The 15373-nt window shown below is 73.2% G+C and carries 15 protein-coding genes; 6 read left to right on the top strand and 9 right to left on the bottom strand.

What is annotated here, in order from left to right:
• Positions 1–71: 71 nt before the first annotated feature.
• Complete coding sequence (locus ACFQH9_RS14905; RefSeq protein WP_379566678.1) at positions 72–995, bottom strand: cyclase family protein; 924 nt, start codon at positions 993–995, stop codon at positions 72–74.
• Positions 995–2260: an acyl-CoA dehydrogenase family protein gene (locus ACFQH9_RS14900; protein ID WP_379566677.1), complete on the bottom strand. Its 1266-nt coding sequence runs from the start codon at positions 2258–2260 to the stop codon at positions 995–997. Before ACFQH9_RS14900 ends, ACFQH9_RS14905 begins: the two co-directional genes overlap by 1 nt.
• A 63-nt stretch (positions 2261–2323) precedes the next feature.
• Between ACFQH9_RS14900 and ACFQH9_RS14895 the strand changes: the two genes are divergently transcribed.
• Positions 2324–3091: an enoyl-CoA hydratase/isomerase family protein gene (locus ACFQH9_RS14895; RefSeq protein ID WP_379566676.1), complete on the top strand. Its 768-nt coding sequence runs from the start codon at positions 2324–2326 to the stop codon at positions 3089–3091.
• An 11-nt stretch (positions 3092–3102) separates the two neighbouring features.
• Positions 3103–3924: a crotonase/enoyl-CoA hydratase family protein gene (locus tag ACFQH9_RS14890; RefSeq protein WP_379566675.1), complete on the top strand. Its 822-nt coding sequence runs from the start codon at positions 3103–3105 to the stop codon at positions 3922–3924.
• A gap of 860 nt (positions 3925–4784) precedes the next feature.
• Here ACFQH9_RS14890 and ACFQH9_RS14885 read toward each other — a convergent pair.
• Complete coding sequence (locus tag ACFQH9_RS14885; RefSeq protein ID WP_379566674.1) at positions 4785–5297, bottom strand: DUF6912 family protein; 513 nt, start codon at positions 5295–5297, stop codon at positions 4785–4787.
• Between the two features lie 16 nt (positions 5298–5313).
• Positions 5314–6726 carry a WS/DGAT/MGAT family O-acyltransferase gene (locus ACFQH9_RS14880; RefSeq protein ID WP_379566673.1) on the bottom strand — a complete coding sequence of 471 codons (1413 nt, stop codon included), beginning with the start codon at positions 6724–6726 and terminating at the stop codon, positions 5314–5316.
• Between the two features lie 36 nt (positions 6727–6762).
• On the opposite strand from ACFQH9_RS14880, the gene ACFQH9_RS14875 reads away from it, so the two are divergent.
• From ACFQH9_RS14875 to ACFQH9_RS14865, 3 genes are all read left to right on the top strand, one after another.
• A complete protein-coding gene (locus tag ACFQH9_RS14875; RefSeq protein WP_379566672.1) occupies positions 6763–7518 on the top strand; it encodes a TrmH family RNA methyltransferase in 756 nt (251 codons plus the stop codon).
• A 97-nt stretch (positions 7519–7615) separates the two neighbouring features.
• Positions 7616–8836: an alpha-hydroxy acid oxidase gene (locus ACFQH9_RS14870; protein WP_379566670.1), complete on the top strand. Its 1221-nt coding sequence runs from the start codon at positions 7616–7618 to the stop codon at positions 8834–8836.
• A 44-nt stretch (positions 8837–8880) separates the two neighbouring features.
• Positions 8881–9108 (top strand): antitoxin, encoded by a 228-nt coding sequence (locus ACFQH9_RS14865; RefSeq protein ID WP_379566669.1) that lies wholly within the window; start codon positions 8881–8883, stop codon positions 9106–9108.
• Positions 9109–9192: 84 nt separating this feature from the next.
• Here ACFQH9_RS14865 and ACFQH9_RS14860 read toward each other — a convergent pair whose 3' ends face one another.
• Together ACFQH9_RS14860 and ACFQH9_RS14855 are read right to left on the bottom strand one after the other, a co-directional pair.
• Positions 9193–9567, bottom strand: a complete 375-nt coding sequence (locus ACFQH9_RS14860; protein WP_379566668.1) for an HAD-IA family hydrolase — start codon at positions 9565–9567, stop codon at positions 9193–9195.
• On the bottom strand, positions 9564–9980 hold the full coding sequence (locus tag ACFQH9_RS14855; RefSeq protein WP_379566667.1) for a MarR family transcriptional regulator: 417 nt from the start codon (positions 9978–9980) through the stop codon (positions 9564–9566). Before ACFQH9_RS14855 ends, ACFQH9_RS14860 begins: the two co-directional genes overlap by 4 nt.
• 101 nt (positions 9981–10081) lie before the next feature.
• Between ACFQH9_RS14855 and ACFQH9_RS14850 the strand changes: the two genes are divergently transcribed.
• Positions 10082–10756: an Rv3235 family protein gene (locus tag ACFQH9_RS14850; protein ID WP_379566666.1), complete on the top strand. Its 675-nt coding sequence runs from the start codon at positions 10082–10084 to the stop codon at positions 10754–10756.
• Between the two features lie 10 nt (positions 10757–10766).
• Here the strand turns inward: ACFQH9_RS14850 and secA are convergent, their stop codons facing one another.
• The 3 genes from secA to ACFQH9_RS14835 form a co-directional block, all read right to left on the bottom strand.
• Positions 10767–13733, bottom strand: coding sequence for a preprotein translocase subunit SecA (secA, locus tag ACFQH9_RS14845; protein WP_379566665.1), 2967 nt, complete (start codon positions 13731–13733; stop codon positions 10767–10769).
• 259 nt (positions 13734–13992) lie between these two features.
• Positions 13993–14682: a ribosome hibernation-promoting factor, HPF/YfiA family gene (gene hpf / locus ACFQH9_RS14840; protein ID WP_379566664.1), complete on the bottom strand. Its 690-nt coding sequence runs from the start codon at positions 14680–14682 to the stop codon at positions 13993–13995.
• A gap of 144 nt (positions 14683–14826) precedes the next feature.
• On the bottom strand, positions 14827–15373 hold a 547-nt coding region (locus ACFQH9_RS14835; protein ID WP_379566663.1), incomplete at its 5' end, for a ComF family protein.

The following is a 15373-nucleotide window of genomic DNA, read 5'->3' as shown; positions in this document are numbered from 1 at the left end:
CGTCGGCCCGCCCGGCACCCCGGACGGTTGCGGGAAGGCTACCCGGCTGCGCCGCAGCGGGTCGGGCGGCGTCATTTGATCGCCAACGGGTTGATCGGCGAGCCGAGGGCCCGGCTGAACTTGATCGGCGGCGCGGTGAGGAAGAACTCGTAGCGGCCGTCCTCGGCGCAGTCCGCCGAGAGCTCCTCGAAGTCGAGGATCTCGCCGAGCGTCATGCCCATGTCCCGGATCAGCACCATGTGCACGGGCAGCTGCTCGCCGGGGATCTCCCCCGGGAGCACCTCGATCGCCCAGTTGTCCGAGCAGACCGCGGCCACCTCGTGCTCGTGCAGCCATTCGCAGCAGTCCAGGCCGAGCCCGGGCTCGCCGGCCATGAACGCCGCGGCGTCGTTCTCCACCAGGAACTTGCGCCGCCAGCCGGTGCGCACGAGCAGGATGTCGCCACCCTGCAGCGCGACGCCCTGCGCGGCCATCGCCGCGTCGAGCTCCTCCGGCGTGACCACCTCGCCGGCCTCCAGCCACTCGACGCCGCGGTGCCGGGCGACGTCGACCAGCACGCCGCGGCCCGCGATGCCCTTGGCCTGCTTGTCGATCGAGTTCGCACTCGTGCCGTGCGGGCTCACCGCGGAGGCGGGGAACCCGTTGTAGAGCTGGTCGTCGTAGAAGACGTGGGCGAGCCCGTCCCACTGCGACGCGCTCTGCAGCGGCATGAACACGTAGTCGTCGGCGTAGTGGAAGGCGCCCGGGAAGTCCTGGTCCGCGCCGGTCTCGGACACCAGGATCATCGGGTTGATCCGGCCCCCGCCCGGCTGCGGGCCACCCCGGCCGAACGGGATGCCGAGGTCGAAGATCTTCCCCTCACGCACGAGCCCGGCCGCCGCGGCGACCCGCTCCGGCGTGAGCAGGTTGGTGGTCCCGCGCTCGTCGCGGACGCCGTCGCGGTCCCACCGCCCCCAGTTCGAGAGCCGCTTGCCGAGTGCCCTGAAGTCCTGCATCAGCGCACCTTGTTGGGCCCGGCGAAGCCGAACAGGTAGCCGGCGACCTTGCGCATCTGGACCTCCTCGGCGCCCTCGGTGATCCGGTAGCGGCGGTGGTGGCGGTAGATGTGCTCGAAGGGCTGGTGACGGGAGTAGCCCAGGCCGCCGTGCACCTGCATGGCCCGGTCGGCGGCGTCGCAGACGAACCGGTTGGCCCGGTAGTTGCACATCGAGACCTTGTCGCTGATCTCCATGTGCGGCACCCGGTCGAGCTCCCAGGCGGTCTTGCGGACCAGCCCGCGCAGCATCTCCGCCTCGGTCTGCAGCTCCACCAGCGGCCACTGGATGGCCTGCCGGGTGGCCAGCGGCGCGCCGAAGGTGACCCGCTTGCGGGCGTACTCCACGGCCCGGTCGATGCAGAACTGGCCGGCCCCGACCCCGGAGGCGGCCTGGCGGATCCGGTTCTCGTGCACGAAGGTCTGCGCCACGGCCAGGCCCTCGCCCTCCTCGCCGAAGATCGCCGAGTGCGGCACCCGGACGTCGCGGATGGTCACCTCGGCGTGGTCGGTGGGCATGTTGAACGTCCACCAGTGGAAGTCGACCGAGAAGCCCGGGGTGTCGGTGGGCACGAAGAACGCGGTGATCCCGCGGGCGTCGCCGTCCTTGCCGGACGTGCGGGCGAACACCACGTCGTGGGTGGCCGAGTGCATCCCGGAGTTCCACCGCTTGGCGCCGTTGATGATCCAGTCCCCGTTGCCGCTGCCGTCGCGGACCGCGCGGGTCTCCATCCAGGTGGCGTCCGAGCCGTGGTCGGGCTCGGTCAGGCCGAACCCGATCCGGGCCTGGCCGGTCAGCATCGGCTCGAGGTACTCCTCCTTCTGCTCCGGGGTGGCGAAGGCGAGCAGCATGTGCGCGAACGGGAAGTTCCCGACCACCGACGACTCGTTCTGCAGGTCGTTGTGCAGACCGAGACCCTTGCGCGCCAGGTGCTCGCGGATCACGGCCATGTCGAAGTTGGTGCCGTCCTGCCCGCCGACCTCCTTGGGCAGCGCGTAGCGCAGCCACCCGGCCGCGTCGGCGCGGCGACGCATCTCGCGCAGCAACTCCTCCCACTCCGGGCGCGGCGTGCCCCCGGCCTCGAAGTCGGTGCGCGCCCACTCACGGCGGTGGTCGAAGAACCGCTCGTTGTCGTCCTGCGCCTGAAGCGGCACGATCTCCCGCTCGATGAACGCGTCGAGCTCCTCGAGCTTCTGGGTCAGCTCCACCGGCAGTGCGAAATCCACGGGCCCTCCTTAACGATCGTTCAGCTAGGATGCATCGGCACGGGCGCCGAGGGAAGGGGTCGGATGCAGGAGATCCGGTACGAGGTGGCGGAGAGGGTCGCCACCCTCACCATCGACCGCCCCGCGAAACGCGGGGCCATGACCTACGCCATGCTGGAGGAGTTCACGGCCCGGATCGACGAGGCCGGGCACGATCCCGACGTCACGGTCCTGCTGGTGACGGGGGTGCCCGGCAGTTTCTGCGCCGGGATCGACCTGGCCGATCTGGCAGGTCGCTCGCCCGACCAGCGCGGCGCGGTGCGCTCCCGGGAGATCCCGGCGCTGATGGAGTGCCCCAAGCCGGTGCTCTGCGCGGTCGACGGGATGGCCGTCGGGATGGGGGCGGAGTTCGCCACCCAGGCCGACCTGCGGCTCGTCTCCACCCGGGCGCGGTTCCGGTGGAACTTCGTGCACCGCGGGCTGGTGTCGGACACGGGAGCGGGATCGTGGCTGCTGCCCCGCCAGATCGGCACGCCGGCCGCGCTGCGCCTGCTCTACACCGGGGACGACCTGGGCGCCGACGAGGCCGTCTCGCTCGGGTTCGCCGTCTCGGCGCACTCGCCCGAGGAGCTGCCGGAGGCGGCCCGGGCGCTGGCGGTGAAGATCGCCACGGCGTCGCCCTTCGCGCTGGCCCGGACCAAGAAGCTCGTGCTCGACGGCGCGGGCATCGGGATGGCCGAACACGTCGCCGCGACGCGGGAGGCGCTCGCCGAGTGCTTCGCGTCGGAGGATCATGCCGAGGGGGTCGCGTCGTTCCTGGAGCGGCGACCGGCCCGGTTCACGGGGAGGTAGGAGTGACCGAGGTGTCCGAGACATCCGAGACGTCCGCGCAGCGGGTGACCGTCGAGATCACGGACGGGGTGGCCGACGTCCGGCTGGCCCGGCCGGACAAGCGCAACGCGCTCGACCCGGCGATGTTCGCCGCCCTCGTCAGGACCGGTGAGCGGCTGCGGACCGAGCCCGGCCTGCGGGCGGTGGTGCTCTCCGGCGAGGGCCCGGACTTCTGCGCCGGGCTGGACTTCGGGTCCTTCCGGGCCATGCGGGACGGGGAGCGGCTCTCCGCCACCGCCGACCTCCCGCCGGGCGACGGGCCGGCCAAGGCCACCGGTCAGCGGGCGGCGTCCGTCTGGGCGCAGGTGCCGGTGCCGGTGATCGCGGCGATCACCGGCAACGCGCTGGGCGGCGGACTGCAGGTCGCGCTCGGCGCCGACATCCGGATCGTCGCGCCCGACGCCACCCTCTCGGTCCTCGAGGTCAAGTGGGGCCTGATCCCGGACATGACCGGCACCCAGGTGCTGCCCGAGCTGGTCGGGCGGGACGTGGCCAAGGAGCTGACGTTCACCGGGCGCAAGGTCAGCGGCGAGGAGGCCGCGGCCCTCGGCCTGGCCACCCGCGTCGATCCCGACCCGCACAAGGCGGCACTGGAGCTGGCCCGGGAGATCGCCGGGCGCAACCCGCACGCGATCCGCGCGGCCAAGCGACTGCTGGAGAGCTCGGGCCGGGTCGACGCCGAGACCCAGCTCGCCGCGGAGCAGACCGAGATCGGCGCGCTGATCGGCAGCCCCAACCAGGTGGAGGCGGTCACGGCGTCGTTCGAGAAGCGGGCCCCCCGGTTCAGCGACTGATTCGTGAGTTCCTACTGCCGCGGAAGGGGCGGTAGGCACTCACGACGGGCGTGACCTGCGGCGATGCCGGTATCGGACGTCGCCACCGGGACCGGGGGTCGGGGTCGTCGGAAGCCGGGTTGTCGGAGCCGGGATCCTCGGAAGCCGGGCCCTCGGAAGCGGGGCCGGGGCGGAGCTGGACGGCGACGTGGACCCGCCCGGGCCTCGCACACCCGGATGGTGTGCGGAACACCCGCTGCGACCCCGCACACCCGCCAGAATGCCGTCGCACACCATGGCGTGAACTCGCACACCCTGTCGACGAGGTGTGCGGCGACGCGCCGGTTGTGTCGGCCTTCGTCAGGTTCGTGGGCGTTCGCGAGTTGGACGCTCGAAACCGGGTGCCGATCCGCAACTGCGTGGAAATCGGCAGCAAGCACACCCGCTCGTACCTTCCACACGCCGTCGACAGGTTGTGCCGCACTCGCTCCGGTTGTGTCACGCGGCCATGGCGGAGGTGCCGCGCACCTTGGGGGTGTGTTGCGCTCTGTCGGGTGTGCGACCACCCTCTGGCCGAGGGGTCGCGCTCCTCGACGGCCCGGCACACCCGCTCGGACCTCCCACACGCCGTCGACGGGTTGTGCCGCGCTCACCCCGGTTGTGTCACGCGGCCATGGCGGAGGTGCCGCGCTCCTTCGGGTGTGCCGCCCTCCTTCGGATGTGCCACCACGCCACGGCGGAGGTGCCGCGCTCCTTCGGGTGTGCCGCGCTCCTTCGGGTGTGCCGCGACCGTGACCGACGGCCGCCGCTCGGGGTCGCGGCCGAACCGACCCGCAGCTCATCTGGGGTCGTGCGCACCTCCTGCGGGCCGGCAGCGGCACTCACAGGTCGCCGAGGTCCACCAGGAAGGCGATCTCCTCCGGGGAGTACCAGGCGAGCTCGTGGTCCTCGGCCTCGCCGACGAGGAACTCGGCGTCGAGGTCGCCCAGGTCCGCCTTGTCCACGACCGCGGCCGCCTCCCGCACCGCGTGCTCGGCCTCCTCGGTGTCGACGTGCACCGCGGCGATCGCGGTCATCGGCACGGCACCGGTGATGCGGACCGCGCCGTCGTCGAGGTCGGGCCGCAGGGTGACGTCGTCGAGGTCGGCGGCCACCACCACCCGCCGCGACGGCACCTGGTCCTCGCCCAGCCCGAACTCCACGGCGAGCAGGCGCAACGACGCCCGCGCCGCCTCACCCATCGCGGCGTACTCCAGCTCCTCGTCGTCGCCGGACACGTAGGCCTCCCGCAGCCGGGGGGTCAGCGCGAAGGCCGTCCCCCCGATGGGGTCGAACCGTCCGGTCTTGACCAGCTTCCGCAGCATCGGCCAGGTCCCGGGGATGTAGATCCGCACGGTCTCTCTCCTGCTCTCAGCGGCTCGCGGCCAGCAACTCGTCCAACGCCTCGTCGACCAGCCCGGCGAGGACGTCGACGTCCGGCATGGCGTCCCGGTCGCCGTTGAACCCGTAGTACACCCCGCCGTCGTAACTGGTGAGCCCGATCGCGAGCGCCTGCCCCTTGGCGAGCGGCACGACCGGGAACATCTCCAGCATGCGCGCTCCGGCGGCGTAGAGGGGGAACTGCGGGCCGGGGACGTTCGTCACGACGAGGTTGAAGATCCGTCTGGAGATCCCGCTCGCGGCCCGCGCGCCCAGCGCGTGCAGGGTCGGCGGCGCGAACCCGCCGATCCGGACCAGGGTGTCGGCGCCGACGTTGCGGCCGGTGGAGGTGTGCTCGCGCATCGCGTGCGTGACGTGGTGCAGCCGCACCACCGGGCTCGGCTCCCCCACCGGCAGGTCGACCAGGAACGAGGACACGCGGTTGCCGAGCGAGCCCGAGGTGGCCGAGCTGGGCACGTCGGCCTCGCCGCGTACGGACATCGGCACCATCGCCCGCACGGTCGCCCCCGACGTCACCGGCTCGCCGCGGGAGAGCAGCCAGTTCCGCAGGGCCCCGGAGACCACGCTCAGCACGGCGTCGTTGACCGTGCAGCCGTGCGCGGCGCGGATCCGCCGGTAGGCCTCGAGGTCCGTGCGCGCGATCGTGAAGCGGCGCTGCGTGGAGATGTGGACGTTGAGCGGGGTGCCCGGCGCCGGGCGGGAGGCCGTGCGGGCCATGGTGACCAGCTTGCCCGCCATGCCCGCGAGCTTGGTGGCGGTCGCGACCGCGTCCCCGGTGGCGGAGCGGACGTTGTCGACGATCTCGCCCGGGCGGGAGACGGCGTCGCTCACGGCCTCGGCGATCAGCCGGAGGTCGCTCGGCTCCGGCCGCGGCATCCACACCTCCTCGACGCCGGGCCGCGTGTCGGGCGAGACGTCGAGGATCACCTGGGACAGGTCGATCGCCGAGATGCCGTCGACCATGGCCTGGTGGGTCTTGGTGACGACGGCGACCCGGTTCTTCTCCAGGCCCTCGACCAGGTACATCTCCCACAGCGGCCGGGTGTGGTCGAGCGGGCGGGACATCAGGCGCGCGACGAGCTCGCACAGCTGCTCGTCCGTGCCCGGGCGGGGCAGGGCGGAGCGGCGGACGTGGTAGGCGACGTCGAACTCGGTGTCGTCCACCCACACCGGCCGGGCGAGGTTGCCCGGCACGTGCCGGACCTTCTGCCGGTAGCGCGGCACCAGCGACAGGCGCTGTTCCACCAGCCCGACCAGCTTCTCGTAGTCCAGCCCGCCCTTGCCGGACCGCTTGAAGACGGCCACGCCACCCACGTGCATCGGCGTGGTCGACTGCTCCAGATAGAGGAACGAGGCGTCGAGCGCGGAGAGCCGGGGCGGCATGGTCGCGATCCTACGTGCGCGTGCGACCCTGCACGGGTGGCATCGCCGGTCTCGCCGAAGGACTCCTTCATCACCGTCTACGGCCGCAAGCCCGTGCTCGAGGCGCTCGACGACGAGTCGCTGGCCGTCGACAAGGTGATCATCGCCGAGGGCACGCGCGGGGACTCGGTGCGCGCCATCACGGACGCGGCCCGCCGCCGCGGGGTGCCGGTGCAGCGCGCGAGCGCGCACCGGGTGAAGGTGCTGGCGGGCAACGGCCGCCACGACCAGGGGGTGCTGGCGGACGTCGTCGCGCCGCGGATGGCACCGGTGCCGGTGTTCCTGCGCGACCTCGGCTCCCGGCGCCCGGCGCGGGTGCTCGTGCTCGACCGGGTCACGAACCCGTCGAACGTCGGCATGATCCTCCGGACGGCCACGGGCGCGGGTCTCGACGGCGTGCTCCTGCCCCGGCGCGGTGTGCCCGCGATCGACCCGCTGGTGATCAAGGCCTCGGCGGGGGTGGCGTTCTCCGCGCCGGTGCTGCGCTCGGCGACCGCCGAGGAGGGGCTCGCGCAGCTCAAGGAGGCCGGGTTCGGGATCTTCGGGCTCGACGCCGGCGGGGCCGACCTGCTCGCGGCCGACCTCCCGCCCCGGGTCGCGCTGGTGCTCGGGAACGAGACGGACGGGCTCTCCGACGCCGTGCGCCCCCTGCTCGACGACCTGCTCGCCATCCCGCTGATGGGCGGGGTGGAGTCGCTCAACGTCGCCAGCGCCGCCGCCGTCGCCGCCTACGAGCTGCACCGCCGCCGCTGAGCCCACCCGGACGAGCGAACGGCGCTCTCCTGCGGGAGGTGTGGACGAACGCGCCGCTCGCCCGTCAGCCGGGCGTCAGGCGGACTAGCCTCGCGGCATGGTCCAGCGACGGATGCCCAAGCCGAAGGAGCTGCTGCCCCTGCTGCGGCCCGCCCCCTTCGTCCGCGACGCGACCGACCGCCGGCTGCGGCGCGCCGCGTCGATCGCCGATCTGCGCGAGATCGCCCGCCGCCGCACCCCGCGCGCCGTGTTCGACTACACCGACGGCGCCGCGGACGGCGAGCTCTCCCTGAACCGGGCGCGGGACGCCTGGTCCCGCATCGAGTTCACCCCGACGGTGCTGCGGGACGTCAGCGCGGTCGACCTGGGCCGCGACATGCTGGGCGCGCGCTCGGCCCTGCCGTTCGCTCTCGCACCCACCGGTTTCACCCGCATGATGGGTACCGAGGGCGAGCCCGCCGTCGCGTCCGTCGCGGCCGACGCGGGCATCCCGTACACGCTGTCCACGATGGGCACCACGACCATCGAGGAGGTCGCCGAGGCCGCCCCCGCCGCCCGCAGGTGGTTCCAGCTCTACCTGTGGCGGGACCGGGCGTTCGCGAAGGACCTGGTCCAGCGCGCGGCCGCCGCCGGCTACGACACGCTGATGCTCACCGTCGACACACCCGTCGGCGGCAACCGGCGCCGGGACGTGCACAACGGCCTCACCATCCCGCCCGCGCTCACCCTGCGCACCTTCCTCGACGGGGCGCTGCACCCGCACTGGTGGTTCGACCTGCTCACCACCTCGCCGCTGACCTTCGCGACCCTCGAGCGCACCGAGGGCACGGTCGCCGACCTCATCAACCGGGTCTTCGATCCTGCCCTGACCATGGACGACGTCGAGTGGTTGCGCGGGGCGTGGCCCGGCAAGCTGATGATCAAGGGGATCCAGAACGTGGCCGACGCCCGCCGGGTCGTCGACGCCGGGGTCGACGCGGTGCTGCTCTCCAACCACGGCGGCCGGCAGCTGGACCGCGCGCCCGTCCCGGTGGAGCTGGTCGAGCCGACGGTGCAGGAGGTCGGCGACTCCGCCGAGGTCTACGTCGACACCGGGATCATGCACGGGGCGGACGTGGTGGCGGCCGTCGCGCTCGGCGCGCGCGGTGCGCTGGTCGGCCGGGCGTACCTCTACGGGCTGATGGCGGGCGGGCGCGCGGGCGTCGCGAAGGCCGTCGACATCCTGACCGGGGAGATCACGCGGACCATGCAGCTCCTCGGCATCACCTCCGTCGACGACCTGCGCCGCGAGCACGCGAGGCTTCGCCCGATCGGGTGACTCCCGGCGTTGCGCGCCCCGGCCAGGAGGTCCACGGTGGCGACATGGGTTTCATGGACAAGGCCAAGGAGATGCTCGGCAAGCACGACGACAAGGTCGACCAGGGCCTCGACAAGGCCGGTGACGCGGCCAAGCAGAAGTACGCCGGGCACGACGACCAGATCGACAAGGGTGTCGACTTCCTCCAGCAGAGGACCGGTGAGGGCGACACCACCGCCGCGCCGCCGCCGGCGCCGGAGGGCGAGCAGCCCCCGCCCCCGCCCCAGCAGTGACCCCTGACCCTCTCGGCCGACCACCACGGCTGTCCGTCGCGGCGCCGCCCTCCGGGGCGGCGCCGCCGTCGTCCCGGCCCGGTCTCACCAGTCGAAGAGGATCTCCAGCTCGCGCAGGGTCGCGTCGGGATCGGTGTGCCGGACCCCGACCGCCCCGGCCGCACTCGCGCCGCGGACGTTGACGGGCAGGTCGTCGACGACCACGCAGTCGCCGGGCGCGAGCCCCAGCCGCTCGGCGGTGCGCCGGAACGCCTCCGGATCGGGTTTGCGGGCGCCGGTCGCCCCACCGAGGACCACGGCGTCGAACCGGGCGGCATACTCCGCCGGGACGCTGTGGGCGTCGGAGAGCAGGGCGACGCGCAGCCCCGCCGCCCGCGCGCGGGCCGGCAGCTCGGCCATCTCCGGCCCGTCGGTGAGCACGCCGCCGTAGTCGAGGATCAGCCCGCGCAACGCCGTCACGCCAGCCGCCCCTCGACCGCCGCCAGGACCTGGCCCAGGTAGCGGCGCACCGTCGGCTCCTCGCCCGGCAGCGCGTCCCGCAGGGCCCGGTCCACCTGGTCGGCGACCGCCACGCGGCGCCGCCGGCCGCTGTCGGTGAGGTACACCCGGACCACCCGCCGGTCGTCCGCGTCGCGTTCGCGCCGGACGTCGCCGGCCCGCTCGAGGGCGTCGACGACCGGGGTGAGGGTCGCCGGGGTGAGCCCGAGCCGCCCGGCGAGCTCGCGGTGCGGCACCCCGTCCTCGCCGCTCAGCGCCGCGAGGAGGTCGAGCGCGGTCGCCGAGAGCCCGTGCGCGGCCACCACCCGCTGGCGGAACCGGGCGAGCGTCGCGCCGGTCGCGATCAGGAGCCGGTCCAGCGGCTGCTCGCCCACGCCGCGCACCTTAGCCGCCCGAACCATCAGGCCGCTGATGGTTCGGCGGCGAAGTACCCCGATCGGCTCCGCGGCGGGCGGGACGGCCGCACGCTCGAGCCATGACGCTCACCGCCCCGGGACCCGTGCTGCCGGTCTTCGGCACGGTCGTCTACGAGCCGGCCCTGGAGCCGCCGGACGCAGACCTGCCCGCCCTCGACGGGGGCTGGGCCGTGCAGGGCGACCCGCCCCCGGCCTCCGAGGAGACCCAGCCGCCGACTCCCGAGGTCGCCGACCCGGTCCTCGGCCGCAGGCCGAAGGCCGAGGCGCACGACGGGACGGCGGCGGCGGCGACGACCGACCGCGCAGAACGCTCGGCATCGGGCGGTGGGGCACTGCCGAGCACCCGGACCGGTCCCGCGGGGGACGAGGTGCCCCGGACGCCGCCGCCCGGGTCCGCGCGCCGGGAGCGGGAACGGGCGCTCGCGGCCCGGCGACGGGCGGAGCTCGTCGTGCGCACCGCGCTCGAGGTGCTCGACGGCCGCCGTCCGGTCACCCAGCTCGCCCCGTTCGCCGCGCCCCCGGTCCTGCGGTACGTGAGCGCCGGGGTCCCACGGCGCGGACACGGGGCCGCGGCCGGGGCGTCCCTGCGCTCGCTGCACGTGAGCCTGCCGGCGCGCACCGCCGCCGAGGTCGCGGCCGTCTGCCGGTTCGGCACCCGGTTCCGCGCCCTCGCCGCCCGCCTCGAGCTCACCGGTCAGGGCGAGTGGCGGTGCGTCGCCCTCCGGGTGGTCTGAGGCCGGGCGCTCAGCGCTGCTTGCGCGCCGCCCGCTCCTGACGCCGGCGCTCGGCCCGGTTGGTCCCCGCGCCCTGCGGCTGCCGTTGGGCGCCACCGCCGCGCTGACCACCCCGCTGGCCGCCGCGGGTGACGACCTCGCCGCCGTCGTCGCTCGGGCCGCTGTAGCTGAGGTTCTGCTGCGGCGGGCCGGCGCGGAAGGCGGTGGGCAGGACCGACGTCGGGGTCTCGTCCGGGCGGCCGTCGGCGGCCAGGGCGGCCGGGACGCGCGGGATCCGGCTGGTGACCGGTTCGGCGGCCGGCGCGCTCGACGGGGCGGCCGCGGCACCCTGCCGGGCACCGGCCCCGTTCTGGCCGGCACCGTTCTGGCCCGCACCGTTCTGGCCCGCACCGTTCTGGCCGGCGCCGTTCTGTGCCGCGGGCGCCGCCCCGGCCGGCACCGCCCCGGCCTCGGGCGACTCCTGGACCTGCACCACGACGTTGAACAGGTGCCCGACCGTCTCCTCCTTGATGCCGTCGAGCATCGCGGTGAACATGTCGTAGCCCTCGCGCTGGTACTCGATCACCGGGTCGCGCTGGGCCATGGCCCGCAGCCCGATGCCCTCCTTGAGGTAGTCCATCTCGTAGAGGTGCTCGCGCCACTTGCGGTCGATGACCTGCAGCAGGACCTGCCGCTCGAGCTCGCGCATGCCCCCCTGCGCCCCGATCAGCTGGTCCATCTCGGCCTCGCGCACCGAGTAGGCGCGCTCGGCGTCGGCGATCACGGCCTCCTCGATGCGCTCGGCGGTCAGCTCGTCGAGGCCGCCCTCGTCCGGGTCGCCGTCGACGAGGTCCTGCCACTTGATCGCGATCGGGAACAGCTGGCCGAGCGCGGTCCACAGCTTGTCGAGGTCCCAGTCCTCGGCGTAGCCCTCGGAGGTGGCGCCCTCGACGTAGGCGTGGATCACGTCGTGCAGCATGTGCCGCGTCTGTTCCTGGACGTCCTCGCCCGCGAGGACCCGGCGGCGCTCGGCGTAGATCACCTTGCGCTGCTGGTTGAGCACCTCGTCGTACTTGAGGACGTTCTTGCGGATCTCGAAGTTCTGCTGCTCGACCTGCGTCTGCGCGCTGCGGATCGCCCGCGTGACCATCTTGGCCTCGATCGGGACGTCCTCGGGCAGGTTGAACCGGGTCATGATCGACTCGACCATGGCGCCGTTGAACCGCCGCATGAGGTCGTCGCCGAGCGAGAGGTAGAAGCGGGACTCGCCCGGGTCGCCCTGCCGGCCGGAGCGGCCGCGCAGCTGGTTGTCGATGCGCCGCGACTCGTGCCGCTCGGTGCCGAGCACGTAGAGCCCGCCGGCCGCGCGCACCTCCTCGGCCTCGGCCGCGACCTGCTTCTTCATCCGCGCGACGGTCTCGTCCCAGGCCGCCTCGTACTCCTCGCGGTGCTCCACCGGGTCCAGCCCGCGGCTGCGCAGCTCGAGGTCGGCGAGGAAGTCCGGGTTGCCGCCGAGCATGATGTCCGTACCGCGGCCGGCCATGTTGGTGGCGACGGTGACCGCGCCCGCGTGCCCCGCCTGCGCGACGATCATCGACTCGCGCTCGTGGTGCTTGGCGTTCAGCACCTCGTGCGGGACCTGGCGCGCCACCAGCAGCTTCGACAGGTACTCGGACTTCTCGACGCTCGTCGTGCCGACCAGCACCGGCTGGCCCTTGCGGTGCTTCTCGGCGATGTCGTCCGCGACCGCCTCGAACTTGGCCGCCTCGGTCTTGTAGATCAGGTCGGCCTGGTCGAGCCGGATCATCGGGCGGTTGGTCGGGATGACGACGACGTGCATGTCGTACGTCTGGTGCAGCTCGGCCGCCTCGGTCTCGGCGGTACCGGTCATGCCCGAGAGCTTCTCGTAGAGGCGGAAGTAGTTCTGCAGCGTGATGGTGGCCAGGGTCTGGTTCTCCGCCTGGATGTCCACCTTCTCCTTGGCCTCGATGGCCTGGTGCATGCCCTCGTTGTAGCGGCGCCCCGCCAGCACGCGGCCGGTGAACTCGTCGACGATCAGGACGTTGCCGTCCCGGACGATGTAGTCCTTGTCCTTCTTGAACAGCTCCTTGGCCTTGAGCGCGTTGTTCAGGTAGCCGACGAGCGGGGTGTTGGCCGCCTCGTAGAGGTTGTCGATGCCGAGCTGGTCCTCGACGAACGCCACGCCCTCCTCGGTGACGCCGATGGTGCGCTTGCGCTCGTCGACCTCGTAGTGGACGTCCCGCTTGAGCAGCGGCGCCATCCGCGCGAACTCCTGGTACCAGCGGGCGCTCTGCTCGGCCGGCCCGGAGATGATCAGCGGGGTGCGGGCCTCGTCGATGAGGATCGAGTCCGCCTCGTCGACGATCGCGAAGTGGTGCCCGCGCTGCACCATGTCCGCGGCGTTCCACGCCATGTTGTCGCGCAGGTAGTCGAAGCCGAACTCGTTGTTCGTGCCGTAGGTGACGTCCGCGGCGTACATCGTGCGGCGCTGCGAGGGGGTCATCTCGGCGAGGATCACGCCGACCTCGAGGCCCAGGAAGCGGTGGATCCGGCCCATGTTCTCCGAGTCGCGGCGGGCCAGGTAGTCGTTCGTGGTGACGACGTGCACGCCCTTGCCGGTGAGCGCGTTGAGGTAGCTGGGCAGCACACAGGTCAGGGTCTTGCCCTCACCGGTGCGCATCTCCGCGACGTTGCCCAGGTGCAGGGCCGCGCCACCCATCAGCTGGACGGGGAAGGGGCGCTGGCCCAGGGTGCGCTTGGCCGCCTCGCGGACCACCGCGAACGCCTCGGGCAGCAGGTCGTCGAGGCTCTCCCCGTCCGCGTGCCGCTCGCGGAACTCGTCCGTCTTCGCGCGCAGCTCGGCGTCGGAGAGCGGCTCGATCTCGGGCTCGAGCGCGTCGATGTGCGCGGCGATCCTGCCGAGCCGTTTCACCAGCTTCGTCTCACCGGCACGGAGCAGGCGGTTCAACAACGGCACTGGTCGACCTCATTCGCGATCGCGGTCTCGGGCGCGGTCCTGCGGGCCCGACGGGCGCCGGAGGACCGGGGCGGACGCCGGCGCACGGCAGACACCCGCGAACCATGGTAGCCATCGGCGCGGCGACCCCTCACCGTGCAACGACCCCGGACCCTCGCGGGTTCCGGGGTCGTCGCCGTCGGATCCGGTGGACGGGCGCCGGGACGCGGGCGTGCCGCACCCCGGCGCCCTCGTGGGCAGGGCCGGTGGGTCCGCCCGATCAGCCGCCGAGACTGATCACGCCGTAGTCGTAGCCGCGGCGCCGGTAGACGACCGAGGGGGTGCCGCTCTCGGCGTCCGCGAAGAGGTAGAAGTCGTGGCCGACCAGCTCCATCCGGGAGAGCGCCTCGTCGACGCTGATCGGTTCGCTCGAGTGCTGCTTGCGCCGCACGATGCGGCCGGGGACGTTCTCCTCCTCGTCGGTCTCGTACCCGGCGGTGTCGTGGCCGGACTCCTGCGCGGCGTCGAGGTGCTCGGTGTGGTCGCGGGGGCGGGGCACGTCGACCTCGGGGATGGTCTCCTCGGTCTCCGGGAGGGTGTCGAGCACGGCGACGGCAGAGCCGGCGGTCACGGCGCCACGCCCGGCCATGACGCGGGAGCGTCGGTCGTTGAGCCTGCGGCGGTCGTGCGAGCGCCGCATCCTGCTCTCGAGCTTGTTCACCGCGCAGTCCAGCGCGCCGTAGAAGTCCTGTGCACAGGCCTCGGCGCGGATGACGGGGCCGCGGCCCCGCGCGGTGATCTCCACGCGCTGACAGATCTTGGCCTGCCGGCGGTTCGGCTCGTGGAAGAGCTCGACCTCCATCCCGACGATCTTGTGGTCGTACCGTTCGAGCCGGGTCAGCTTCTCTTCCACATGGATCCGGAAATGGTCCGGGACCTCGACGTTCCGGCCGGTGACGACAATCTCCACTCGACTTCCCTCGCTCTCCGTGCGTTGCGGCGTCGGCGTGGTGACTTCGGGCCCGGGGCTCGAGGAGCGCACGTGCGCGGGTGTGGTGCGACCCTGGGGGACCCGAAGCGGACGGTCGGTGTTCCCCTCCCGTTGTGGTCTGGGTTACGTGTGCCAGGCACGGTAGTGCGCATCACGCTTTGGCAACAGTCCTGAGCGACGAGTGACGCCGAACCGGGCGAAATCTCCGGATTCTCTTCCCCTGACCTGCGCAAACACGTAGAGTGGTGGGGTTGCCGGCCGTGCCGGCGGCGCGCTCCCGGCCGGGTGCCGGCGGTCCGTCCGGCTGCTCGCGTCGCACAGCACCACCGCCCCCGAGACCGGGATCCCGACCTCCGCCAGGGCGCGTGCGCAGGCCCGCAACGTGGCCCCGGTGGTCACCACGTCGTCCACGAGCAGGACCGCGCCCGGCGGGTTCTCCCGGGAGCGCACGTGCACCCGGCCCGCCAGGTTCGCCGCGCGTCCGGCGGCGTCGAGGCCGAGGGAGTCCCGCGTCCGGCGGGCCAGTCCGAGCAGCGGCAGCGTGCGCGCGGGCGCGATCCGCCGGCACAGCCGGAGCACGTGGTCGCCCCCGCCGGCCCGGGCGGCCGCGGGCCGCGACGGCGCCGGCACGAGGAGGGCGCGTGGTGGCACGAGCGGGGCGAGCACCGCC

Origin of the sequence: Pseudonocardia lutea (genome assembly GCF_042658055.1) — a bacterium.
Classification (GTDB): Bacteria; Actinomycetota; Actinomycetes; order Mycobacteriales; family Pseudonocardiaceae; genus Pseudonocardia; species Pseudonocardia lutea.
The sequence above is the reverse complement of the archived record's forward strand: the minus strand, read 5'-3'. Positions and strand labels throughout refer to the sequence as shown.

What these genes read in the sequence shown, in the direction of transcription:
- ACFQH9_RS14850 (WP_379566666.1), top strand. Translation starts at nt 10,082, where the DNA reads ATGACGCTCACCGCCCCGGGACCCGTGCTGCCGGTCTTCGGCACGGTC.
- ACFQH9_RS14895 (WP_379566676.1), top strand. Translation starts at nt 2,324, where the DNA reads ATGCAGGAGATCCGGTACGAGGTGGCGGAGAGGGTCGCCACCCTCACC.
- ACFQH9_RS14905 (WP_379566678.1), bottom strand. Translation starts at nt 995, where the DNA reads ATGCAGGACTTCAGGGCACTCGGCAAGCGGCTCTCGAACTGGGGGCGG.
- ACFQH9_RS14865 (WP_379566669.1), top strand. Translation starts at nt 8,881, where the DNA reads ATGGGTTTCATGGACAAGGCCAAGGAGATGCTCGGCAAGCACGACGAC.
- ACFQH9_RS14880 (WP_379566673.1), bottom strand. Translation starts at nt 6,726, where the DNA reads ATGCCGCCCCGGCTCTCCGCGCTCGACGCCTCGTTCCTCTATCTGGAG.
- ACFQH9_RS14870 (WP_379566670.1), top strand. Translation starts at nt 7,616, where the DNA reads ATGGTCCAGCGACGGATGCCCAAGCCGAAGGAGCTGCTGCCCCTGCTG.